This is a genomic window from Dickeya fangzhongdai (assembly GCF_002812485.1).
GTDB lineage: Bacteria > Pseudomonadota > Gammaproteobacteria > Enterobacterales > Enterobacteriaceae > Dickeya > Dickeya fangzhongdai.
Window position 1 is genome coordinate 115662 of sequence record NZ_CP025003.1, and the last position, 22054, is coordinate 137715.

At 57.1% G+C, this 22054-nt stretch carries 20 protein-coding genes; 5 read left to right on the forward strand and 15 right to left on the reverse strand.

The features are described 5' to 3' along the window. Positions 1-190: 190 nt before the first annotated feature. From CVE23_RS00500 to CVE23_RS00520, 5 genes are all read left to right on the forward strand, one after another. A complete protein-coding gene (locus tag CVE23_RS00500) occupies positions 191-898 on the forward strand; it encodes an ABC transporter ATP-binding protein (RefSeq protein ID WP_038663661.1) in 708 nt (235 codons plus the stop codon). A 4-nt stretch (positions 899-902) separates the two neighbouring features. After that, complete coding sequence (locus CVE23_RS00505) at positions 903-3338, forward strand: ADOP family duplicated permease (protein WP_038920612.1); 2436 nt, start codon at positions 903-905, stop codon at positions 3336-3338. A 203-nt stretch (positions 3339-3541) separates the two neighbouring features. After that, positions 3542-4942, forward strand: a complete 1401-nt coding sequence (vfmH, locus tag CVE23_RS00510) for a two-component system response regulator VfmH (protein WP_038920611.1) — start codon at positions 3542-3544, stop codon at positions 4940-4942. Continuing rightward, on the forward strand, positions 4935-6254 hold the full coding sequence (gene vfmI, locus CVE23_RS00515) for a two-component system sensor histidine kinase VfmI (RefSeq protein WP_023638054.1): 1320 nt from the start codon (positions 4935-4937) through the stop codon (positions 6252-6254). The genes vfmH and vfmI overlap by 8 nt, the downstream gene beginning before the upstream one ends. Next, a complete protein-coding gene (locus tag CVE23_RS00520; RefSeq protein ID WP_225622627.1) occupies positions 6223-6981 on the forward strand; it encodes a 4'-phosphopantetheinyl transferase superfamily protein in 759 nt (252 codons plus the stop codon). The genes vfmI and CVE23_RS00520 overlap by 32 nt, the downstream gene beginning before the upstream one ends. Here CVE23_RS00520 and CVE23_RS00525 read toward each other — a convergent pair. The 15 genes from CVE23_RS00525 to CVE23_RS00595 all read right to left on the reverse strand — a co-directional run bounded on the left by CVE23_RS00525 (position 6969) and on the right by CVE23_RS00595 (position 21635). Next, positions 6969-7616: a GIN domain-containing protein gene (locus CVE23_RS00525; protein ID WP_049855295.1), complete on the reverse strand. Its 648-nt coding sequence runs from the start codon at positions 7614-7616 to the stop codon at positions 6969-6971. The genes CVE23_RS00520 and CVE23_RS00525 overlap by 13 nt on opposite strands. 281 nt (positions 7617-7897) lie before the next feature. Next, positions 7898-8836, reverse strand: a complete 939-nt coding sequence (locus CVE23_RS00530) for a beta-ketoacyl-[acyl-carrier-protein] synthase family protein (protein ID WP_038920607.1) — start codon at positions 8834-8836, stop codon at positions 7898-7900. A 38-nt stretch (positions 8837-8874) separates the two neighbouring features. Next, positions 8875-9732: a hypothetical protein gene (locus tag CVE23_RS00535; RefSeq protein WP_038920605.1), complete on the reverse strand. Its 858-nt coding sequence runs from the start codon at positions 9730-9732 to the stop codon at positions 8875-8877. After that, on the reverse strand, positions 9716-10852 hold the full coding sequence (locus CVE23_RS00540; RefSeq protein ID WP_100848657.1) for an acyl-CoA dehydrogenase family protein: 1137 nt from the start codon (positions 10850-10852) through the stop codon (positions 9716-9718). Before CVE23_RS00540 ends, CVE23_RS00535 begins: the two co-directional genes overlap by 17 nt. 100 nt (positions 10853-10952) lie before the next feature. Further along, entirely contained in the window at positions 10953-11876 is a 924-nt protein-coding gene (locus tag CVE23_RS00545) for a 3-oxoacyl-[acyl-carrier-protein] synthase III C-terminal domain-containing protein (protein ID WP_100848658.1), read from the reverse strand. Between the two features lie 93 nt (positions 11877-11969). Further along, on the reverse strand, positions 11970-12482 hold the full coding sequence (locus CVE23_RS00550; protein WP_038920602.1) for a hypothetical protein: 513 nt from the start codon (positions 12480-12482) through the stop codon (positions 11970-11972). 1 nt (position 12483) lies between these two features. Then, positions 12484-13617 (reverse strand): acyl-CoA dehydrogenase family protein, encoded by a 1134-nt coding sequence (locus CVE23_RS00555; RefSeq protein WP_049855300.1) that lies wholly within the window; start codon positions 13615-13617, stop codon positions 12484-12486. Next, positions 13614-14045: a VOC family protein gene (locus CVE23_RS00560; RefSeq protein ID WP_038920600.1), complete on the reverse strand. Its 432-nt coding sequence runs from the start codon at positions 14043-14045 to the stop codon at positions 13614-13616. Before CVE23_RS00560 ends, CVE23_RS00555 begins: the two co-directional genes overlap by 4 nt. Positions 14046-14142: 97 nt before the next feature. Continuing rightward, positions 14143-15666 (reverse strand): AMP-binding protein, encoded by a 1524-nt coding sequence (locus tag CVE23_RS00565; RefSeq protein WP_100848659.1) that lies wholly within the window; start codon positions 15664-15666, stop codon positions 14143-14145. Then, complete coding sequence (locus CVE23_RS00570) at positions 15647-17191, reverse strand: AMP-binding protein (protein WP_100848660.1); 1545 nt, start codon at positions 17189-17191, stop codon at positions 15647-15649. The genes CVE23_RS00565 and CVE23_RS00570 overlap by 20 nt, the downstream gene beginning before the upstream one ends. Beyond that, positions 17188-17496: an acyl carrier protein gene (locus tag CVE23_RS00575; protein WP_100848661.1), complete on the reverse strand. Its 309-nt coding sequence runs from the start codon at positions 17494-17496 to the stop codon at positions 17188-17190. Before CVE23_RS00575 ends, CVE23_RS00570 begins: the two co-directional genes overlap by 4 nt. Positions 17497-17501: 5 nt before the next feature. Next, entirely contained in the window at positions 17502-19085 is a 1584-nt protein-coding gene (locus CVE23_RS00580) for a class I adenylate-forming enzyme family protein (RefSeq protein WP_100848662.1), read from the reverse strand. A gap of 12 nt (positions 19086-19097) precedes the next feature. Further along, positions 19098-20006, reverse strand: a complete 909-nt coding sequence (locus CVE23_RS00585) for a hypothetical protein (protein WP_100848663.1) — start codon at positions 20004-20006, stop codon at positions 19098-19100. After that, positions 20003-21331: a diaminopimelate decarboxylase gene (gene lysA, locus CVE23_RS00590; protein ID WP_038920594.1), complete on the reverse strand. Its 1329-nt coding sequence runs from the start codon at positions 21329-21331 to the stop codon at positions 20003-20005. The genes CVE23_RS00585 and lysA overlap by 4 nt, the downstream gene beginning before the upstream one ends. Then, positions 21324-21635, reverse strand: coding sequence for a hypothetical protein (locus CVE23_RS00595; protein WP_038920593.1), 312 nt, complete (start codon positions 21633-21635; stop codon positions 21324-21326). Before CVE23_RS00595 ends, lysA begins: the two co-directional genes overlap by 8 nt. Between the last annotated feature and the right edge of the window lie 419 nt (positions 21636-22054).

Consider the following 22054-nt stretch of genomic DNA (forward strand, 5'->3'; position numbering starts at 1 on the left):
GCGGTATGACGCAGATGAACGGGAAACGGCATGGAGAGCTGGTCAGCAGAAGGAAAGAGGCGTCGTCATGGACAGGTGGAGGTATTTTGGACACATTTTTAAAACCAGAGATAAAAGTGAGTGGCCTGCTGCCTGTAAGATACCCTCGGCCTCAGGAAGGCTGACTCTATTTATACACTGAGGATTTCCCATGACGGTGCTGGTTCAACTTGATAATGTGCATAAAATCTTCCTTACCGATGAAATTGAAACGCATGCCCTTAGCAAGATAAACCTTTCTATTCACTCGGGAGAATACGTCTCTATCGCGGGGCCGTCCGGTTGTGGGAAATCGACGCTGCTGTCCATCATGGGGTTGCTGGATACGCCAACGGAAGGGCGCTATCGGCTGAACGGCACGGATGTTGAACGCATCGGCCGCCGGGAAATGGCTCGACTGCGTAACCGGGAAATCGGCTTTATCTTTCAGTCGTTTAATCTGATAAGCGACCTGACTATCGCGGAAAACGTTGCGTTGCCGCTCACTTACCGTAATGACCTGTCGCGATCGGAGCAGAAAGCGCGGGTCATCCAGGCGTTGGAAAAAGTCAACATGTCGCACCGGGTGCGCCATTACCCGTCACAGCTTTCCGGCGGTCAGCAACAGCGGGTAGCGGTGGCGCGAGCCATTGTCGGCAAGCCGTCGTTGCTGTTGGCGGACGAACCGACCGGAAACCTGGATTCCGCCAATGCCGAAGCGGTAATGAATATTCTGGATGAACTGCATCAGGACGGCGCGACCATCTGTATCGTTACCCATGACCCGCGTTCCGCCATGCGCGCCCAGCGCACCATTGTGCTGTCTGACGGGCAGGTGGTGGCCGATGGCGAAAACGGACAATTGCGTCAGGCGGTATAACACGATGAATTTATGGTTCGATATCCGTTACGCCCTGCGTCTGCTGCTCAAAAGCCCCGGATTCAGCGTGCTGACCATTACCGTGATGGCCTGCGGGTTGGGGCTGGCGCTGTATATGTATTCCGTCATCAACACCATCATGTACAAAACCCTGCCGTATCCGAAGGGGGAAGGCATGGTGATGGTGACGCCGAATGTGGGTGGCGTGAGTCTTGATGACTCTGGCTTGAATTTTCTTGATTATACAGAGCTTTCTCGTCAACTGACCAAGGTAGAAGATGTCGGGTATTTTTATGCCGAGTATTTGGATCTTAATGATGGAAAAAGATCTGCTAGGTATATAGGTATTCTCAGTACACCCCAGATGTTTGATTATACGGGGGTCTCGCCATTAATGGGGCGGGTTTTGAATGATGACGATATGCTGTCTGGAGCAGTACCTGTTACGGTAATTAGTTATGACCTATGGGAAAATTATTTTAACGGCAGAAGAGACATTCTTAACCAATCGATACAGATAAATGGTGTGCGTACTTATATTGTTGGTGTTATGCCTAAAGGATTCGCATTTCCATTTTTCCATGACTTGTGGTTACCATCAAAAATAAAGTTACAATCTTTATCTCTGAGAAATCAGGCACCAGAGGTTTATGTTTATGCTCACTTAAATCCTCGATTCTCCCTAGATGAGGCTAATCAGGAAATTGCATCCGTAATGGGAAGGCTGGCTGATAAATATCCGGAAAGTAATAAAGGTATTTCAGCGATAGCACTTTCATTTCAAGTCAGCTTTATGGGTGATGATACTGCTCAGGTGTTTCTTATTACCCTATCTGCTGTAGCATTTGTTCTATTATTAGCCTGTTGTAATGTGGGGAATCTGCTTCTAGCCCGCTCTCATCAGCGTACGAGAGAGATTGCAGTGCGTGTCGCTTTAGGTTCACCTATGATTCGATTGATCATGCAGATGTTATGGGAGAGCTTAATTATATGTATCCTGGCTGGCATTGTCGGGGTATTGCTTGCAGCTTGGGGATTGGATTTAACAAATACGATATTTCCCCGTTTTGTTCCTAATCGTGTGCCATCCTGGTGGCATTTGTCGCTTGACGGCAGCATGATTTTGAATGCGGGCATTTTAGTGATTGTCACCGCATTCATTACCGGTGCATTACCTGCCTGGAAAATCGCTAATGGTCAGTTCTTTCAAGCGTTAAGGGATGGCTCCCGTGGCATACCCGGTTATCGAACCAGTAAGGCTGGACGTTCATTAGTTGTTATTGAGGTGGCACTCTCTTTTTCAATTTTGTGCATTAGTATCCTATTGTTAATTTTAGTGACACAGGCGAAAAATGCAGACTATGGGGTAGCAACTGATGGCTACCTGATATCTCGCGTCAACCTTAATAAAGATATTTACCCGAATGCACAAAGCAGGCGTGATTTTTATCTGAAATTATCTAAACAATTACATGATATACCTGACATAACTGCCGAATCGCTTACCACAAGCGCTCCGGGGGAATTCACGGCTGCTCATCAGCTTCTCATTGAAAACAGAGAAGATGGGAGTAGTGGTGATGAGAATTATCCCATGGTGAATGATGTGCAAGTCATGCCGGGAAGCCTTGCAGGGATGGGGGTCAAGGTGATTTATGGTCGTGAATTCTCAGCATTAGATAATGAAAAATCGCCTCCCGTCGCTGTAATCAGTGAGTCGCTGGCCAGGAAGTATTGGCCTGATGGAAAAAGTGCGATTGGCAAACGCGTCCGTTTTAGAAACGAGGAAGAGTCTGGTTGGTATACAATAATCGGCGTTGTAACCCATGTTGTACATGGCAGGCCGTTTAGTGCGTTTAAAAACCGTTCAACAGTCTATCGTTCGCTATTACAACGGCCCACGCCCATGATGACTATCATGCTTAAGGCAGAGCATCTTTCTTCCCTGCCTGAGAAGCTCAAACTCGCGTTATATAACGTTGATAGCATGATGCCGGTGGCGCAGCCCCAAACGTTAAACAATGTGCTTGAAAGAAATACGCTTGGTGTCAGGTTCGTCGCTAATTTATTCATGCTGTTTGGGATTATTGCAATAGTACTTTCATCCAGCGGTATCTATGCCGTGACACAAAACGCAATCAGCCAGCGAACTCAGGAAATAGGCATCCGGCAGGTACTGGGAGCGACCCCTAGCCATTTGCTTAAGATGTTGATGTTACAAGGGGTGAACCAGCTTATTGCTGGTTTGATACTGGGATTACCCTTGGCATTGCTGGCTGCTCCCGGAATTAACCGTGCTTTAGGCGATGGCAGGGGTCATTTTGTGCTGCTGTTTGTCTGCGTTGCTTTATTTATCATGCTCATCGTTGCACTCGCTACCTGGATCCCATCCCGGCGCGTCATCATGATGAAACCGGGTGATGCGATACGTTATGAATAAACGGGAGCGGGCGGTATGCTGCCAGTGGCGCCAGTGCTGGCGCTCATGTCAGGATACCGGTTGGCGCTCCAGTTTCCCGCAACAGAGCCGTTAATAGTTACCACGGATCGATTATGCTGTAAGGGACGTCGCGGCGGGAGTTTTCCTGCGGCGGCGCCTGTCAGTGTGAAATTTCAGTATGAACCAGCGTGATAAGGACCCATATGGCGGATAAGCAACATATCCTGATTGTTGATGATGACGCGCATATTCTGGCCAGCCTGCAGATGTTACTGTCCATGGAAGGCTATCAGGTCACACTCGCTTCCGCCGTTGAGCAGGTGCCCGTTCAGTTGTCCCAGCATGATTTCGATTTGATCCTGATGGATATGAACTATCAACGGGATACCACGTCCGGGCAGGAAGGGCTGGTGTTGCTGGAAGAGATAAAGCGTTACGACGAATACCTGCCGGTGGTGGCGATGACCGGTTGGGGCAGCGTCGATATCGCGGTGAGCGCCATGCAGGCGGGCGCGGTGGATTTTATTCAGAAACCCTGGGACAACGAGCGGTTGCTGAATGTGATTCGCCAGCAGATCTCCTTTAGCCTCAGCCAGCGTTCCGGCAAGCGGTTGAAAGAAGAAAACAAACTGCTGAAGCTGGAACTGGAAGACAATTTCAATGGCGAGTGGGTGGTGGAATCCGCGCCGATGAAACAGTTAATGCGGGTCGTGGAGCAGGTGGCCGCAACCGAGACCAACATCCTGATTCTGGGTGAGAATGGCACCGGCAAAAGCCTGCTGGCCCGGGTCATTCATCAGCTTTCTCCGCGCCGTGACGAGAACATGGTGTCGGTAAACATGGGTTGCATCAACGAAAACCTGTTTGAAAGCGAGATGTTCGGCCATGTGAAAGGCGCGTTTACCGACGCCCGGGAAAGCCGCGTCGGGCGTTTCGAACTGGCGGATAAAGGGACGCTATTTCTGGATGAGATCGGCAATCTGCCGATGACCCAGCAAAGCAAGCTGCTGCGTATTCTGGAAGAGCGTTGTTTTGAGCGGGTTGGCTCGTCCCGTACGCTGAAAACCAATTGCCGTATTATCGCCGCCACCAACGCTGAACTGGATGTCAGGGTGGCGGAAGGGACGTTTCGTCAGGATCTCTATTATCGTCTCAACACCATTGAGTTACGCGTACCGTCACTGGTGGAACGGCAGCAGGATATCATGCCGCTGGCGTTGAATTTCATTGACCGCTACGCCAGAAAATACAACAAGCCGGCGCCGGGACTCAGCCAGTCCGGGCAGGCGGCGCTGTCGGGTTACCACTGGCCGGGTAATATCCGCGAACTGAGTCATTTGCTGGAGCGGGCGGTGTTGCTGTGCGGAGCATCCCGGCTGAACAGTGACGATATCTTTCCGTCACTGCCTGGCGCGCCGCAGAAAGTGGCGAAAGCCGAGCCGGAAGTGGCCTCCGAGGCGACGCTGGCCGATATTGAAGAACGCCTGCTGTGTCAGCGTATGGCGAAGTTTGAGGGCAACGCCATCAAGGCTGCCCGTTCGCTGGGCCTGAGCCGTAGTGCGTTTTACCGACGACTGGAAAAATACAAGATTAACCATGAGTAAACTCGACTCCTCCTTTGAGCCTCCTCACCTGTTGTCATTCAATGTCGCAGCGATTGCCGGCTTGCTGGGGTATTTCCTGCTATGGCTGTTTCCCGACCAGTCGGTGTACCTGAAAATACTGACGGTCTTCATCATTTTTCTGTGTCTGGTCTACAGCAGCTTTACTTTCTCCGAGCGACTGAACGGCAAGATCCACGTCGTGTCCAACCTGCTGGAAGCGCTGGAGCAGGAAAACTTCAGCCTGCGCGGCGTGACCAAGGACAAAGGCGCCTTTGATAACCTGATCCGTCAGATTAACCAGCTTTCCGGCACGATGGCGCGCAGCCGTCAGCAGCAAAAAGAAACCTACTATGTGCTGCACAAGGTGATCTCCAATATCAATATCAGCGTGTTCGCGCTGGATGCGGAGCGGCGCATCATCTGGTGCAACGACGCGGCGGCGGCGCTGGTTAACAAACCGTTATCACTGCTGGTGGGACAACCGGCGGCGGAGTTCGGATTGGAAGGGCTGTTGCAGCAGCCGTCCGATGCCGAGCCGGTCGACTGGCGTTTCCCCGGTACACGGGGAATGTTCCAGATTCGTCACGATTCCTTTATCGAAGACGGCCGGCAAAACCATCTGTTGTTCATCAGCGACGTGAGCAAGCTGTTGCGTAACGAAGAGCAGAAAACCTGGCAGAACCTGCTGCGGGTGATCAGCCATGAGATCAACAACTCGTTGACGCCGATTGCCTCCATCAGCCAGACGCTGTTGCAGGTGTTCCGTAAGGATAATCAGCATCAGGCGGCGCCGGATTTGGTCAACGGCATGGAAATCATCAACAATCGCGCCCGCGAATTGATCACCTTTGTCGGCAGTTATCGTCAGTTGAACCGTCTGCCGCCGGCCAACAAACAGCCATGCGATATCGCCGGGCTGATGATGCAAATGGCGATGCTGTTCCCACAGCGCAAACTGGTTCTTTCCGGGGACGCGCCGCAGCAGGCGATGGTCGATGCCAATCAAATGCAGCAGATGTTCATCAACCTGCTGAAAAACGCCGATGAAGCAATGGCGCCCGGGCAGGGTGAAATCGTGCTGCGCTGGAAAGTGATTGCCCGGCAACTGCATATCGAGATTATCGATCAAGGCAAAGGGGTGGCGAATATCGAAAACCTGTTCGTGCCGTTTTATACCACCAAAACGCATGGCAGCGGCATCGGGCTGATTCTGTGCCGGCAGATTGTCGAAGGCCATGACGGGCACCTGACGCTGGAGAACCGTAAGGATGCAGAAGGCTGTGTCGTCAATATCTTCCTGCCGCTGGGATGACCTGACGGCGAGAGCATGGCCGTATCCCCACTGCATTGTGGTGCCGCGTGCGCAATTGGCGAGTCCGGTAGTCGTCGCTCAGGCCCGTCAGGCCTGCGGCGTACCGCCGGATACGGCGCTGGCGTCCCGCCAGCTGGCGGAAGGAATGTTGCGTAATCTGCTGGCGCCGTTGTGTCAGCAGGAGGCCGCCGCATTACGCTTTGAGCGCACCCCGCACGGCAAACCGTTTTTACCGCAGCACCCGACTATTCAGTTCAACCTGTCTCATACCCATAGCGCCTTTGCCTTCGCTTTTGCGCGCCACAGCCCGGTGGGCGTGGATGTGGAAAGCTGTCAGGGTCATGCGAGCCGTAAGCGGTCGATAGCCAGACGTTTCTTTCACCCTGATGAAATCCGCTGGCTGGACTCGTTGGATGACGCGCAATTCCTGCCGGCGTTCACCTGTTTGTGGAGCCGCAAGGAAGCCTATATCAAAGCGTTGGGATTAGGGCTGCACAAATCGCTGGCGTCGTTCAGCTGTCTGGCCGACAGTCAGGGCGCTCTCCGGGTGGCGGATGACGGGCAGATTAGCGATTGCTGGCTGGATGAGGCGTGGATTGCGGGGGCGCCGTCCGTAGCGCTCAGCTACTGCCTGTTCCCCGCGAAATCGATCGTGCCGGATGCGTGGCGCTTGCTGATACTGCAGGGCGAGGCGCCGGGAAATAGCGCATCGCTTCAGCAGCCGTGATGGTCTATCAGGCTGGCTACGCCGTTGCTGGTATGAACCAGCGTATCCGGCGCTACCCGAACTCTGGCGCCGGTGGTGACGGTTCCACTCAGTTGCCGCACGTGGCATAACCGCGCGTCTACGCCCATGGCGATATTCACAACGGCCTCTTGCGCCGAAAAAGCTGGTTCATGGGTATTGAAAGAGGACCCCATCGCCAGCGACAGGTCGAGTTGACGCGTGTTGCCCGCGACATTGATCTCCGCGCCCATACTGCCGTCGACTGTGAATGTGTCGGGTGAGACCGCGCAGGCGGGAACGGTCATTTTGACGCCTGACTGCGCCTTGATCGTATTAATCGGCGCACTGATGGTGACGGTGATCGCAACGCTGTGATCGCGCAGAATATTGTCATCGCTGGAGTGGTTTTCGATTACCAGGCTCTGTCCCTGAGGGCGGATGACCAGCTTCTCCAGAACATCCTGTCTGGCGCTGGCCTCCACGCGGTATCCATTACCGCAAACCAACGTGACGCTCAGGCCACGGCTGACATCCAATGTCGTAAAGGAGGGCACTTCCACGTTTTGCTGATTCGCCGGAGAACAGGCCGCCATCAATGGCAGCAGCGCCAGCGCGGAACAAAGCAATGCCTTCATTCCTCTCCCCCTTTTCCGTTGCTATCCCTGCTATGCCAGCCTGACGTCCTGTATCAGGAGGGAACCCGCGGCCAGCTTATCCTTGTCTGGCCGATACCCGTCTGATCATTCATCCGTTGTTCAGTCGGGGCGGTTCAGTTACATCCTTGTCTCTTATCGCCGGCAAGCCAGCGAAAGCTTTCCCTGATGACTATTATGCATAGCGGAATTATCCATTTTTGTCTGAAATTGAGAACTATTCTGATAAATGCGGCTAAATAGTGCGGCAAGGCCGCACAGCGTCAGATCGGCGCGTCAGCGTATCGGATTCGGCAACTGCCGATCCAGGCGCCCAGCCCGACGGACAGCATGACGTGGGGCTTGCCGGACTGAATGGCAGGCAACGCGGCCGGTAGCAACAGCAGCGGATCGACGGTGTAGCAGTGTCCGATATCCGGCATCAGACCGAGCGCAATGTTTTCCAGCGGATGTTGATGACGACGGGAATAATTGAGCCAGCTTAACCGATTGACGTTGTGCGGCAAGAGATGGAGATGTGTCGGGTTACCTGACCTTGTATTTTGTAGCGCATCGAAAATCAGCTCATCATGAGCTTGATAAAATCCCTTTTTGGCATGCTCGCTACCATGAATTCCTTCATGAAACTCTGGTCGCTGTCCGGTATAGACTGGTTCTATTTGGAAGCCGGATGGCTGATTTTCCAGTAGCAGTGCTGCGAAGGCATCACCTACCATAGTACAGCCGGGGAAATATCGCTCCTGCATCGCAAATGCAGACAAGGTATCGCCGGCAATGATCGCCACCCGCTTGGCTCGTTGTTGCGACAGCAGCCGTTGGGCCAGCGCCAGCGCCCAAAATAGCGTGGCGCAGTTTTGCTGGTCGAGTTCGTAGCAGGGGGCGCTATCGCGAATAAACGGATGCTCTTGACCAAGTTGAGCCAGCCAGGGTTGTCGTTCCGCCGCCTGCACCGGCATGCCGTGGGCGTAGATCAGCACATCAGCCGGGCGATCGGGGTGCGGCGACTGGCGCTGCAGCTCACTGAGCAGCCGGTGGAACACCGAGGCCAGCGACACGTCGCTACCCAGCGCCGCTACCTGCCGAAAGCCGAACAGTTGCGAGAAAACCCGCGCTTCCGAGGCGCTGGCGCCCGCGGCGCGAATAATCTCGCTGGCGTTCAGTCTCTGCTCCGGCACCCAGGTCACAAAACGGGTCAGACGCACTGTTACTCTACTCCCTGCAATTACTTAACCCCTTGCAATTACTCCATTCCCTGCAATGCGACGGCGCTGAGCTTGTCCTGGTAATGAACCAGCAGCAGGTAGTCGCAGCCTGGCTGGTAATTTTCCGCCAGCGCCACAAACGGCGCGGCGCACACCAGATGCGGATTGGTGGCGATACCGGTCAGCGCCGGCGGCAGCGCCGCCAACAGCAGCGGCTCCGCCACTACGCATAAGCGGTCTTGCCGCAGCGTAAAGCGTTGGCATAACTGGGCTACGGTTTGCGCCAGAGTGTCGGCCGCGGGTTGAGGATGGCGACAGAAACCCTGATAGCGCAGCGGCTGCTCATGGCAACTGACGGAAAACAGGCAGGCGTTGTTTTCCGGGGCGAGTGATTCAAGCAGGGAAGAGTGATACGGCAGGCTGCTCTGGTCGGCGATCAGCAACAGCGAATCATGGTCGTCTTCCTGCTGGCAATTGGCGATGCTGGAGAGCGCGAATAGCGCCGCGTCCGGCCCGCGATCGCTGATGGTCAGCGCCAGACAGGCCGGCAGCCTGAGCGATTCGATCACATAGTTGATCACCGAACTGCCAAGATGTAAGTCCGGCGTCCAGTGCGCCATCAGCACGCTGTCGATATGCGACAGATCGTTTCTGGCCCGATAAACGGGCAGCAACTGACCGATCATGTTGATGAACGATGTCAGGTCGCTGGTCCGGCTGCCGCATTGCAGGTTGGCCATCCTCTCATGCCAGTCAAGACCGTTGCTGTCGAAGAACCGGGTGGCGTAGCTGTGCCAGTAATACTCCTGCGCCGGGCTGATCGCCTGCCGCGGCATGCTGGCGGGCGACGTAAAGCGGCGGTGCAGTATCGACCGTGGGTCAAGATACGTGGGCACAGACGCCTCCCCTGGCAGTGTAGCAACGGAAACTGTTCATCAGATGGATATTGGCGGTGCCTTCCATGTATTCGAACGCCAGCGCGTCGCGACAGCGGCGGCGTAACGGCGCGTCTTCCAGCCACGCCTGCTCGCCCAGCAGATGCGGCATACGGTGCGCCACCGTTTCCACGAACAGGGTACAGCGCCGTTTCAACTGGCTGGTGGCGTGGTATTGCGGCTGACCGGACTGGTAGCGCCCGGCGATTTCCGACAGCTGCTGTCGCAGCAGATGGTAAGTGCGCCACTGCTGGGCGCGCCAGCGTTGCTGTTCAGCGTTCAGCGTGGTGTCGTCCAGCACGCGCAGTAGCCCGTAGGCGGTGCCGAGCGCCATTGCGCTGACCATCGGGCGGTGGCGTTCAAACACTTCTCCCAGCGCGGTCAGCCCCTGATTCAGTCCTTTGCGGTCATAACCCAGAATGCGATCCGGCGTGATCGGTAGCCCGTTGATCTCGATTTCCGTCAGGTTAGAACCCTGTAGCCCGAACTGCTCAAGCGGCGTGATCGTCATATGGGCGGCGGCCTGTTCCGGTTCCACCATCACCAGCCGCTGGAGGTTGCCTTCGCGGGCGAAAACCAGCCCGACGGACGCCAGTTGAGCGCCGCCGATGAATTTCTTGCGGGCGTTAAGTAAGTAGCCGTTATCGGTCGGCGTCAGCGAGGAAGTGATCGATTGCGTATCGGAGCCGACTTCAGGCTCGGTGACGGCAAAAAACGCCCAGCAAGGCGGTTGGTTAAAGCGGGAGAAGAGGAACGCCTGTTGTTCCGGCGTGCCCAGCACCGTGACCGCTCGCGCCGACAGCGAAGCGCCGGGCAACATCATCAGACCGCTGGCGTCAAAGCGGCTAAGGTACTCCAGCATGTCGATGTGATCGCTATAGTGGCAGGCCTGATAGTCCCAGCCCCGGAACGGAATGAATTCGGGCGGAATGCCAATGTAGGCGATGGTATAAAGCAACTCATCCTCAAGACAGGATAACGCCCGGCTACGATCGGATTCTACCTGACTGGCCGCCTGCCGTAATTTTTCGCCCAGTGCATCCAATTCTTTTAATACATTACTGAACGTAAGAGCCTTCATGTTCTGTCCTGTTAGTCGAGTCGCAAAAAATACCATTCGCACGATAATTATGTACCTTATCGGGAATAGCAGTGGTGTATTGCCCGATATTGCGTTTTGGTTAAATCTTGATCAGTAACGATGAGTAGGTCGCGCCCAGCCCCACGCTGACCAGCAGCACGGTATCGCCTTTGCGCAGCTGCTGCTGTTGCTGCAACTGGCGCAGGTTGATAAACGGGTCGGCGCCAAAGCAGTGACCATAGCGCGGGATGTTTTCCAGAAAGATTTTCTCCCGTGGAAAATTCATCAACTGCGCCAGACGATGCCACGACGAGAGATTGACGTTATGAGGTGCGATCCAGTCAATACAATCAATGGTTACGCCGGCTTTGTCCAGCGCTGCCTGCAGGTGTTGGCAGGTAAAATCAATATAATGCTGCCCAAAGTCGGAGGTCTCGTGCTCGTCAGCGCCTTTCTGAATACTGAAGCGTCCGTCCTGACCGGTATAACGGCTCAGGATCGCCGGGCCGTCGCCCTGGCGGCTCAACAGCACCGCGCAGGCGGCTTCGCCCATCAGGGTGGTGTCTTTGATCAGCCTGACTCTGGGGTGAAAGGCTTTCTCGCCGATCAGTATCAGGCCGAAGCCGCCGGGCGAAAGTTGTTTCAGCAGCCATTCCGCCGCGGTGAGCGGGGTGGCGCAGTGGCCCATGGTCAGGCTGGCGAATTCGGTCTGGGGTGAAAAGCGATCCAGCCAGGACGGCGTCTGGCTCACGGTTTCAAACACCCGCACGCAAGGTACGGTATGGCAGTGCACGACATGGCTGATGGCGGCGAAAGCCTGCGGTCGGCTGTGCTGCATCTGGTCGATCACCGGCGTCAGCAGTTCGTCCAGCGTGCCGGGGCCGCCGTGAAAACGGCGTAACCCGTAAAAACGGTCAAACATGCGGACATCAAGCCGGGTCAGGCCGACTTCCTGCGCGACCTCGTCCAGTGATTGTATTTCGGGCGGAAACGCGACTTCTATCGCCTCAAGGTGTCCTAGCACAAGCGCACTCCTGGCGGTTAGCGGGGGGAAAAAGGGCGAACAGCGTGTCCGGCGTCATGATATGGAGCGTGTCATGGTAGCGGCGCGACGGGGCTAGCGCGGGTAAAGCCGGCAGTAACGGTAGACGACCGGCTCGGCGTCGGCGCACGGGCTGATGCGGCGCAGCGGATCGCTCAGATAAAGCACGGCGCCGTCGTGGTCCAGCAGCGTACCGGCCAAATCACGCTCGGCCTGTATCCGCCCTTGCGCCTTGATCCCCAGACTGTGATGAAAACCCGGCGCGGCATAGAGCAGGCTTTGCAGCAGCGGGGTACGGAACTGGAGCGGCGCGCCGTAATACTCGTACAGCAGGACGCTGTTGGCATGGCTGGCGCAAAAATGACGGCAGAGCGCGATGACGTTGGCGGCATGCAGGCCGAATTCGTCGCTGTGGACGGGCTCATGCAGAAACCAGGGAATAGCGGGGTCGGCATGATTGAGGGCAAACCAGGGAGACAGCAGGGCATGCTGCTCCGCCGTCAACGGGGTGGCGCGGGTTTCCACCGCCAGACTACCGGTCTCCTGTACTATCGAACGGCTAACGGGGACCAACGCCGGGTATGCCATGCTATGCCCCCCGATAACCGTGGTTAATCAGGTGGATAAAGGTGGTGCCTTCGGTGTACTCGAAGGCTTTCACGTCACGCCAGGCTTTCGCCAGACGCGGATATTCGCCCAGCGCGGCGGGCGGCGCATGATGAATGACCGCCATGACCACCTGCTCGGCCACCCGGGTGGCGGTGATTTTCGCCAGCCCGGCGTCGCGCCCGCAGGTTTCCCCCAGTTCGAAACGTTTGCAGACCATTCGTGCCTGCGACATAGCCGCCTGCAACTGCCGCCGGGCTTTCAGCAACCAGGCGGAGCGGGGCGTGGCCCAGCGTTGCTGCAGGGCGAGGTCGAGCGTGGAGCGGGCGACGCCGAGCGCAATCGCGCCGACGCAGGGGCGCAGCGAGTCGAAGGTTACCATCGCGGAGCGGGCAAAACGCTCGGTCGGTCTTAGGTGTTGCCCCAGCAACGCGTTGTCCGGTACGAACAGATCCCGGAAGGTCAGATGCGACACGTTGCAGCCCGGTACGCCGTTGATCGGGATACGTTCGGCGAACACGCCATCCTGATGGCGCGGCGCAAAGGTGAAAACATTGATGCCGAGCGGACCGGATGCGGTGCGGGCAAACAGCACTCCGGTGTCGGCAATGACGCCATTGCCGATCAGATACTTCTCGCCGTTGATCAGCCAGCCGCCGTCTACCTTGATGGCGCTGGTCTGGATTTGCTGCGCATCGCTGCCCACTTCCGGCTCGGTCATGGCAAAGCAGCTCCAGGTCAACTCGCGGCTAAACTGGGAGAAGAACGCATCCTGCTGTTCCTGGCTGCCCATGTTTTCCACCACCAGCGCCGCCATACCGGGCCCCGGCGCGGCGAACAGCAGGTTGGGGTCGATGTAGCCAAACGATTCATAGGCTTCGCACCGTAGCGGCAACGGCAGCGTTCGCAGGGCGACGCCATCATCTTCCAGCCAGCAGGCTGGCCGGTAGTCGGCCGGCACGCCCAGCGTATTGAGCATCGGCGCCAGCGAATACTGCGCGGTAAGGCGCGCTTTCTCCGGGGCGATATCTATTTGCCCGCCAAGATGACGCCCCTCGGGTAGGGTGTCTTCAATCAGGCGTTTTAGCGGCTCAAGGAAAAGGGCGTAATCATTCACGCGGTTTCTCCTTGTGCGATCAGATTGGTACTGCCGGACATGATCTCCATGATGCCAGCCTCCGGTTTATACAGGTGGCTGGCCAGCGGCCCCTGCGGATAGGCATGAAACGGGCGCGTCAGCGCCAGCCAGCCATCGTCGCGCAACTGCTGATATTTTTTATCGAAATCATCCACTTCAAAGCAGATGTGGTAGGGCAGGCACGCTTTGTTTTCCTTGTCCAGCATGCCGCTCAGCAGTCGGTTTTCCGGCAGCGGTTCCACCAGTTCAATCTGCATATCGTGGCGGGTGGTATTCATGAAGGTGACGTAAATCTGCTGCGCGCTGACTTTTTTGCGGTGCACGGTGATATGCGGGAAAAAAGTCGCCATTGCCGCAATAGTGGTATCACTATTTCTGACGATGTATCCAAGATGGCTGAATTTCATGACTTTTCCCCCGTCAATACCGTTTGTACCAGACTACCGGCGACAGAGGTTTTTTTTTATGCCTGCTTGCAGGTCGTACCGCTATTTTGGCGACGTGTTACTTCGGCAGGGTTTCCGCGTCGGTTTCGAATTGCCGCATCAGCGCCTGGCGATCGGTTTTGCCGTGCAGCGTCAGTGGAAACGGACCGGTGAACCGGATGATGCGCGGCACCATGTAAGCGGGCAGCCGCTGCGCCAGCTCGCGTCGCAGGCTGTCGCGCTGCTCGTTGGTGTCGATGCTCAAGTGGACGCATAACACCAGTTCAGTTACGACGTTATTGTTTTTTTCTATGATCACCGCTGCTTGTTTTACCTGATCGCATTGGCTGGCGGCTTTCTCTATTTCGGCCAGATCGATTCGATTACCGCGCCATTTGATTTGGCTGTCATTGCGCCCCTGAATGAACAATTGTCCCTGCTCGTCCAGATAGCCGATATCGCCGGTACGGTAATAACGTTCATTATCCTGATAACCAAATGCCTGATTAGCAGGTAGATCACTTGGTAAATAACCTGCCCCGACCTGAGGACCCAGAATGACGATTTCGCCATAGCGACCAGCTGGGAGTGGTTTTTCCCACTCATCACAGACCACAATGCGGTTTTTGCCTTGTGGTCGCCCCAATGGCAACGCGTTTATCGCTTTGGCGTCAATAATGGGAGGTAAGCATAAGGCGTGGGTGACGCAGGTAGTTTCGGTAGGACCATATGCGTGCCGTACCTCTGCCTGAGGAAACCGGGTTTGTAATGTTTGCACCAATGAGGGAGAAACCGGCTCCCCACCAACGAAAATCACGCGTAGTTCAGGCAGACTTTTGGCGTTGAATTGGCGATCCATACACATAATGTCTAAAAAGCTGGGCGTGGAAAACCAACTGCTGGCTTTTACTGCGGATTCGGTGAGCAACTGCAGGTTCTTGCGGGGGCGGATATTATTAGCATGATTGAGCATCAAGACCGGCTTACCGGCAGCCAGTGAAGGGAAAAGATCCATAACACCCATATCAAAAGACAAACAGGCATGATTAACGTGACTGCCTGGGAAGCGTTCCGCGTCAAGACTGGGAATGTACCAGTCAGAAAATACAGCAAAATTCCCATAACTGATTTTCACCCCCTTCGGTTCGCCGGTGCTGCCGGAGGTGGTCAGGATATAAAAGAGTTGTTCTGATGTCGGTATAACCGCCGGGAGTAGCGGGCTACCGTCCGCCAGGCTGGTCGTGATGATGGTCGGCGCTGACAATAAGGGAAATGAGGTTCGCGGTTCGCACGCCAGCAGTACCAGATCTACCTGAACCATCGCAGCGATACGTTCGATACGGGCGGCCGGGTTGGCGATATCGGCAAAGGTGAAGGGAATGGCTTCAAACGCGCAGGCCAGCATGGCGGCGGCGGCGTCCAACTGCTTGTGGCCGTAAATCATCACGTAGCGCGGCGTGTGTCGGCGTAGCGCCTGACGAATGCCTTCCACCCGACGTCCCAGTTGCGCAAAGGTATAGCTGCCGCTGTCGTTGACGAGAGCGAGATGCTGCGGGTTTTCCCGCATCTGTGTCTGAATCGGATTAAGAACTGACGAAAACATAGCGTTTGCCTTTGTCGAGCGCCTGCCGGGCGACGCGCTGGCGATCCAGCTTGCTGTTGTGATTGAGCGTGGCGTCGTCCACCGGATACCAGAATTTGGGCACCATATAGAGCGGAAAATAGCGGCGCAGATAAGCCGCCAGCGCCGGGAAAATATCCGTCTGGCCGGACAGGATAAACGCCTGCAGTCCCTGGGGCGTGTCGTGCAACAGCCAGGGCGTGACGATCGCGTCCTGTACCTGCGGGTGTTCCCGCAGCGCGTTTTCGATGTCGCTGAGGACGATGCGGTAACCCTGAATTTTCAGTTCGCTGTCTTCCCGACCGTGAAAGTAGAGCAGGTTATTTTGCAGCGAACCGATGTCGCCGGTGCGGTAACTGCGGGTACCGTCGGGTTCGATGACGAAACGCGCCTGCTGGACGGGCGGCGCGTTCAGGTAGCCTTCGCCGACCACCGGGCCGGCGATGACGATTTCCCCGCGTTCGCTGTTCGCCGGGGCGTTGATGCGCAGTTCGACGCCGGGGCGTACATAGCCCAGCGGCAGCGGCGCGTCGTCATCCAGCATGCCGGGGGTAATGTCGCAGGCGGTGACGGCGACCGTGCACTCCGTCGGGCCGTAGGTATTGACGATGCGACAACCGGGAAACGCCTGCCACAGGGCGCTGACGATCTCTTTCGTCAGCACCTCGCCGCAAAAGATAAAGGTGTTCAGCCGCGGCAGGTTATCCTGACGGAACTCCCGGTCTCTCAGATAATTACGGGTCAGCGACGGGGTGCTGACCCAGGTTTGTACCCCGGCGTCGGCATGGCGGGCGATCATCTTGCGGGTATTGATGAAGTCGCGGTAATCCAGCACCGAAAGCGGCTGACGATAATGCCACGCCAGCCACAGCTCATATTGGGACACGTCGAAGCAGTAGCGAATGTTGCCGCTGATCGGGCCGGGAGCGGGAAACGCATCCGCCGCCCAGCGAACGAAATGCGCCAGATTGGCGTAGCTCACCCGGATGCCTTTAGGGGCGCCGGTGGTGCCGGAAGAAAACATGATGTAGGCAATGCCGCCGATCGCGTCCCGACCAAACGCCAGCCCCATCTGGCGGCAGTGCTCGGCCAGCCGGGCGGCGGGCATATCGCATACTGCCGTTGAAACCGCCAGCGTGGGAATGCCGATATCTGGCGCCGCCTGCCCGGTGGCGTTGAGCAACAGTGCGGCCTGAATGCTGCCGGCGATAAAGCGCAGGCGCTCGTCGGTGTTGTCGGTTTCCACCGGAACTACCGGATGACCGGCCAGCAGGCAGGCCCACCAGGCGATCAGGCAGGCTGGGTGTTTGTGGCCGTACAGCAGCACCGGCGCGCGCTGGCGATGCCCGCCGGCTTCATGCAACGCCTGCAACCGCTCCGCCAGCGCCAGTGCGCCCTGATAAAGCTGGTGATAGGTCAGGTCGCCTTCGGTGTGATGGCAGGCAGGAGTGTGTACGCCGTCAAAGCGGGCGAACACGGTAGTCAGGTACTGCCACGACGCGATCATGCACAAGGGACGCCGTGCTCCAGCTGTGAGTGAATGAAACGGCCGAGCGAGTCGATGGTGCTGATCTGCTGGCTGTCCAGCGTCACCGGGTCGATGGACAAGCCTTCGATCATCTCTTCCAGATACATCATCAGTTCGATGAAGATGCCGCTTTCGAAGCCTAAATCCCGTTCCAGATCGGTGTGCGGATGCAGTTCCGACAGGTCGTCGGTTTCCAGCACTATGCCGATCGCCGTGACGATTTTCTGATAGTAAAAATCCGGGCTGTGGCCGGTTTGGGGCGCGTAATCCGTATTGAATGACATCGGCGTTACTCCATCAGGCCGGGTTGCGGGCAAACCTGAGCCGTTGCGTCCGCCGTCAGTTGTTCCTGCAGCAGCGAACGGTTGATTTTGCCGTTATGGTTTAGGGGCAACTGCGACATCAGCCGGAAGCGGCGCGGCACCATGTGCGACTCCATCTGGGTTTTGCTCCAGCGCGACAGCGCCTTTTCATTGAGGTCGCCGCGAGTCACCACGCAGGCGATGATTTCGTCGCCGTAAATCGGGTGCGGCACGCCGAGCACCACCGCCTGTACCACCTGCGGATGGCGGTTGAGCACCGCTTCCACCTCTTTCGGCGACACTTTTTCGCCGCAGCTTTTCAGCATTTCGTCCCGGCGGCCGACAAAATAGAGCAGCCCCTGCTCATCCAGCCGACAGATATCGCCGGTGTACAGCACCCGCTCGCCCGGCAGCAGGCCGGGGCGCAGCTTTTCGGCGCTCTTCTCTTCATTGCGCCAGTAGCCGCACATGACGGTCGCGCCGCGGATCACCAGTTCGCCGGTGGCGTTGCGGGTATGGCGCTGGCCGTTGTCGTCCACCACCCATAGTTCGGTGTTGGGAATAGCGATGCCGACGCTCTGTGGATGGGTGGCGAGGTATTCCGGTGGCAGGTAGGTGCAGCGGTGGCACTCGGTCAGCCCGTACATCGAGTAGATGCGCGCCTGCGGAAAGATGGTATGCAACTGATCGATATCACCGGCATGCAGCGCGGCGGCGGTGTTGGTCACGGTGCGGATGGCGCCGAAGTTATAGCGGGACGCCAGCGGCGCGATCAGCCGCAGCATGGTCGGCACGATCGGCAATACGGTGGCGCGCAGGGTGACCATGCGCTGCAACGACAGCAGCGGACGCCGGAAATCCGGCTCCACGATCAGCGTACACTGCGCCAGCGCCGACATAATCACCTGGTACAGGCCGTAATCGAAGCTCATTGGGATCATCGACATGATGCGGTCGTCACCGCGCAGTTGCAGGTAGCTGGCCACTGAACCGGCGGCGGTAATCATATTGCGCCGGCTAAGCATCACCCCTTTAGGATGGCCGGTAGAGCCGGATGTGTAGATGATGCAGGCCAGATCGAGATCGATGCCCGCCACCTGCCGGTCGCGTTCAACGGAGATGCGGTACGGTTCTTCCGCCAGCACAGCCGCTATATCGTTGCTGAAGCAGACGCGGGTGTGGCGATTGTATTGCTGCCAATGCTCGCTGGCCTGAGCGATGCCGATTTCCTCTTTCAGGGCGCGATCGGCAATCAGCAACCGGCAACCGGCGTTGTCCACCAGCCAGCTCAGTTTGCCGGCTTTGGTGTCCGGATTCAGCGGAATAAAGATCGCCCCCAGATACTGCAACGCCCAGAAATAGAGTACGAACGTCAGTGAATTCGGCATGCAGACGATCACCCGGTCGCCTTTTTCCACTCCGTTTTCACGCAGGTGGTCCGCCAATTGCCGGGCCTGCAGGCGCAGCATAAACCAGCTGACCTCGCGGTCGGTGTCGATGACCGCGGTTTTGTTGACGGCTTCTTTGGCTGCCCGGTCAAGCCAGGTGGTCAGGTGGGTAATATTGGTCATGGAGCATCCTTATCAGGTACGGGAAGGGCGGGTGAACGGCCCGTCGTGGCAAGGTTGGTAGCGCAACACACCGGCGGTAAGGTGACGCGATTCCGGCACCGCCAGCAGATAACGCCGGCCCGGCTGCGCATGGTGTTTCAGGTAGACGAACGGAGCGGCGCACAGTAACGATTCCGCCACGGCCGCAGTCTGGTGTTCGGGGAACGCGCCCTGCAACGCCGCCGCCAGCGACGGGTTGCCCAGCAGCGTCAGCGTGTCTGCCGTGGGCAGGCGCGAAAGCAATTGCCGCATGGTGTCGATCGGGTCGCCGTTTTCGGCGTAAGGCTGGCGATAATACCCTTCAAATATCAGCCCGCTGGCCTGATGGGGCGGACGTTTTTCTATTCGCATCAGGCAACAGTTCTTTTGGGGACGCAACTGCGCCAGCCGCTCGCTGGGATAAGGCGCCAGATCCTGATCGGCGATCATCAGCAACGCCTCGCGCCGGTTTTCATCACTGGTCAGATAGTCGTCGATGGCGCTTAGCGCGAACAACGGCGCCGCCAGCCCGCGATCCGACACCGACAGCCCGAACGCCTGTCGGGCGTCGCAGGCGTGGATCAACGCGTTGGATACCGCGCAGCCGAGATCGCTGTCCGGCGTCCAGTGGGCGAACATCACCAGATCAAGCTGTTGCAGCGTATGACGCGCCTGCAATTCGGGCAGCAGCGCCTGCATCATCGCGGTAAAAGTATGACGGCCGTTGAGCCAACGGGTCAGCAGGGCGTCGTCCGGCTCCTGCGGTTCGTCGTGGGAACGGAAAAAAGCACGCAGATAATCCGCCATCAATGCCTGACTGGGATGCGGGGCCAGTAACGCGGCCTCGTTCTCGGGCGCAAAAGCGCGCCATACCAGGTCATCCGGCTGGATACACAACGTCATGGCGTATCCCCGCGCCAGATCTCGACCGGCTGTTGCCGGGCCAGCAACTGCTCGGTGGTTTCCGGCTGGCGAATCAGGGTCAGGCGGCGACCGTCCACCATCACTTCCGCCGGGTAACCGAAGCTAAGGAACGAGCCCGGCGACGCGGTCAGCCCGTAAGCGCCGGAGTGGGTGATGCCGATCAGATCGTCGACCGCCAGCGTCGGCAGCAGCACATTGTCGCCCAGCAGATCGGTGGGCGTGCAAAGCGGCCCGCTGACCTGATAAGGCTGCAACGGCCGCTCCAGATTGTCGCCCAGCCGCAACAACGGAAAGTTTTTGCGCAGCATGCTGTTCAGGCCGGCCGCCGCACTGTGGCAATTAGCGCCGCCATCGCAGATAGCGAACGTTTTCCCGCCGGCGGTTTTCAGGGTGTTGACCCGGGTGACGAACAGGCCGGCTTCCGCTACCAGATAACGCCCCAGTTCGATGATGATCTGCGTGGCGGCGGCCTGGCGGCGGAAGTCCGCCACGATTGACGCGATGGCCTCGGTTAACGCCGGCAGATCCAACGGCGTTTCCTTCGCAAAATAGGGGACGCCGAAACCGCCGCCGACATCGACAAAATCCAGCGTTAACTGGTGCGTATCGCGCAGATTTAGCGCCAGTTGCAGGATATTTCGGGTGTTGTCGGCGATAGACTGGGCATTGAGGATCCGGGTGCCCAGATAAACATGAAAACCGCGCAGAGAAACCGAGGGCCAACGGTGCAGGCTGGTCAGCACGGTATGCAGGGTATCCAGCGTCATGCCGAACTGGGTGGGTTTGCCGCTCATCACCAGCCGGGCGTGTTCGCTGCTGAAATCCGGATTGATGCGCAGCGCCACCGTCTGCACGGTATTGGCCTGCGCGGCCAGCCGGTTGAGGTTATCCAGCTCTGCTACCGATTCCACCACAATCGCCCGGATGCCGCAGTCAATAGCGAATTTCAGCGCAGGCAGGGATTTGCCCGGCCCGACATACAGGATGTGCTGCGGCGAGACGCCCGCCGCCAGCGCGGTTTTCAGCTCGGCAGGCGAGCAGACCTCACATCCCGCTCCTTGTTCCGCCAGCACGCTGACCACCGAAAGATTGGGATTGGCTTTCAGAGAATAGTAAATCGCGGTTCCGGTTGGCAGTTGCTGGCGGAGTTGCTGGAACTGGCCGCGCAACTGACGGGCGCTATAAACATAGAAAGGCGTACCGATGCGGTCGGCAATATCGGCGACAGGCACCTCTTCTATATAGCCGTTGGCGAACAGCGAGTCAGCCTCGGAACGGGCAACGGGATGGGCGGGGTCAGCCATGATGAAGCCGCTCGCGCAGGAAGCGCGTCAGACTGGTCAGATTCTGGAAGGCATCAAAAACGCGGTCGTTCGTCAGGTCGAACAGATCGCCGCTCAGGTTGTAGGCCGCTTCGCAGTGGTCGCTGAGTACGGCAATCAGGGTGACGATGTTGATGGAGTCCAGACGCCCTTCTTCGCCGAACAGGGGGGCTCCCTGAAAGATCTCGGCAATACGGCCTTTATCGACGCCAATCGCGGTGAGTTTGTCACGCAGGAGGGTATGCAAGGTGTCATCATCATGATGAGTCATTACCGGATAATCCATTCTACTCCCCTTATCTGTCTCTTTGACGGGAGTATAACCAGCGTTATTCAGGCGTTTTGTTTGAAATTGCACGCTCGCTGATATGAAAGGATTAATGTCGTCAGATCGGCGGTAAAATCGGCATAATTTATTCTGATAGCTACGTTATCGCGTTTTTTGTCCGAATGTTTCCATCATCGATATTCTGCGGGGAGCGCGTGCGGGATATAACAGGATGCGGTCGGCATTCCGTCACAGACAGGCTGAAGGGAGAATTGGGCAATATCGGGATACAGAGCGAAAATAATAGAGAGGGAGAAAATGACCTTTCTCTCTCCTGCAAGCCTTGTGGGATAACAAGAGAGAGAAGGGCTAACAATATAGCATTATTGCCTGCCATACTCCGGATTACAGAGAGGTGACCGCCTGCATTCATCCCC

What these genes read in the sequence shown, in the direction of transcription:
- CVE23_RS00500 (WP_038663661.1), top strand. Translation starts at nt 191, where the DNA reads ATGACGGTGCTGGTTCAACTTGATAATGTGCATAAAATCTTCCTTACC.
- CVE23_RS00505 (WP_038920612.1), top strand. Translation starts at nt 903, where the DNA reads ATGAATTTATGGTTCGATATCCGTTACGCCCTGCGTCTGCTGCTCAAA.
- vfmH (WP_038920611.1), top strand. Translation starts at nt 3,542, where the DNA reads ATGGCGGATAAGCAACATATCCTGATTGTTGATGATGACGCGCATATT.
- vfmI (WP_023638054.1), top strand. Translation starts at nt 4,935, where the DNA reads ATGAGTAAACTCGACTCCTCCTTTGAGCCTCCTCACCTGTTGTCATTC.
- CVE23_RS00525 (WP_049855295.1), bottom strand. Translation starts at nt 7,616, where the DNA reads ATGAAGGCATTGCTTTGTTCCGCGCTGGCGCTGCTGCCATTGATGGCG.
- CVE23_RS00540 (WP_100848657.1), bottom strand. Translation starts at nt 10,852, where the DNA reads ATGAAGGCTCTTACGTTCAGTAATGTATTAAAAGAATTGGATGCACTG.
- CVE23_RS00550 (WP_038920602.1), bottom strand. Translation starts at nt 12,482, where the DNA reads ATGGCATACCCGGCGTTGGTCCCCGTTAGCCGTTCGATAGTACAGGAG.
- CVE23_RS00560 (WP_038920600.1), bottom strand. Translation starts at nt 14,045, where the DNA reads ATGAAATTCAGCCATCTTGGATACATCGTCAGAAATAGTGATACCACT.
- CVE23_RS00565 (WP_100848659.1), bottom strand. Translation starts at nt 15,666, where the DNA reads ATGTTTTCGTCAGTTCTTAATCCGATTCAGACACAGATGCGGGAAAAC.
- CVE23_RS00570 (WP_100848660.1), bottom strand. Translation starts at nt 17,191, where the DNA reads ATGATCGCGTCGTGGCAGTACCTGACTACCGTGTTCGCCCGCTTTGAC.
- CVE23_RS00575 (WP_100848661.1), bottom strand. Translation starts at nt 17,496, where the DNA reads ATGTCATTCAATACGGATTACGCGCCCCAAACCGGCCACAGCCCGGAT.
- CVE23_RS00580 (WP_100848662.1), bottom strand. Translation starts at nt 19,085, where the DNA reads ATGACCAATATTACCCACCTGACCACCTGGCTTGACCGGGCAGCCAAA.
- CVE23_RS00585 (WP_100848663.1), bottom strand. Translation starts at nt 20,006, where the DNA reads ATGACGTTGTGTATCCAGCCGGATGACCTGGTATGGCGCGCTTTTGCG.
- lysA (WP_038920594.1), bottom strand. Translation starts at nt 21,331, where the DNA reads ATGGCTGACCCCGCCCATCCCGTTGCCCGTTCCGAGGCTGACTCGCTG.
- CVE23_RS00595 (WP_038920593.1), bottom strand. Translation starts at nt 21,635, where the DNA reads ATGGATTATCCGGTAATGACTCATCATGATGATGACACCTTGCATACC.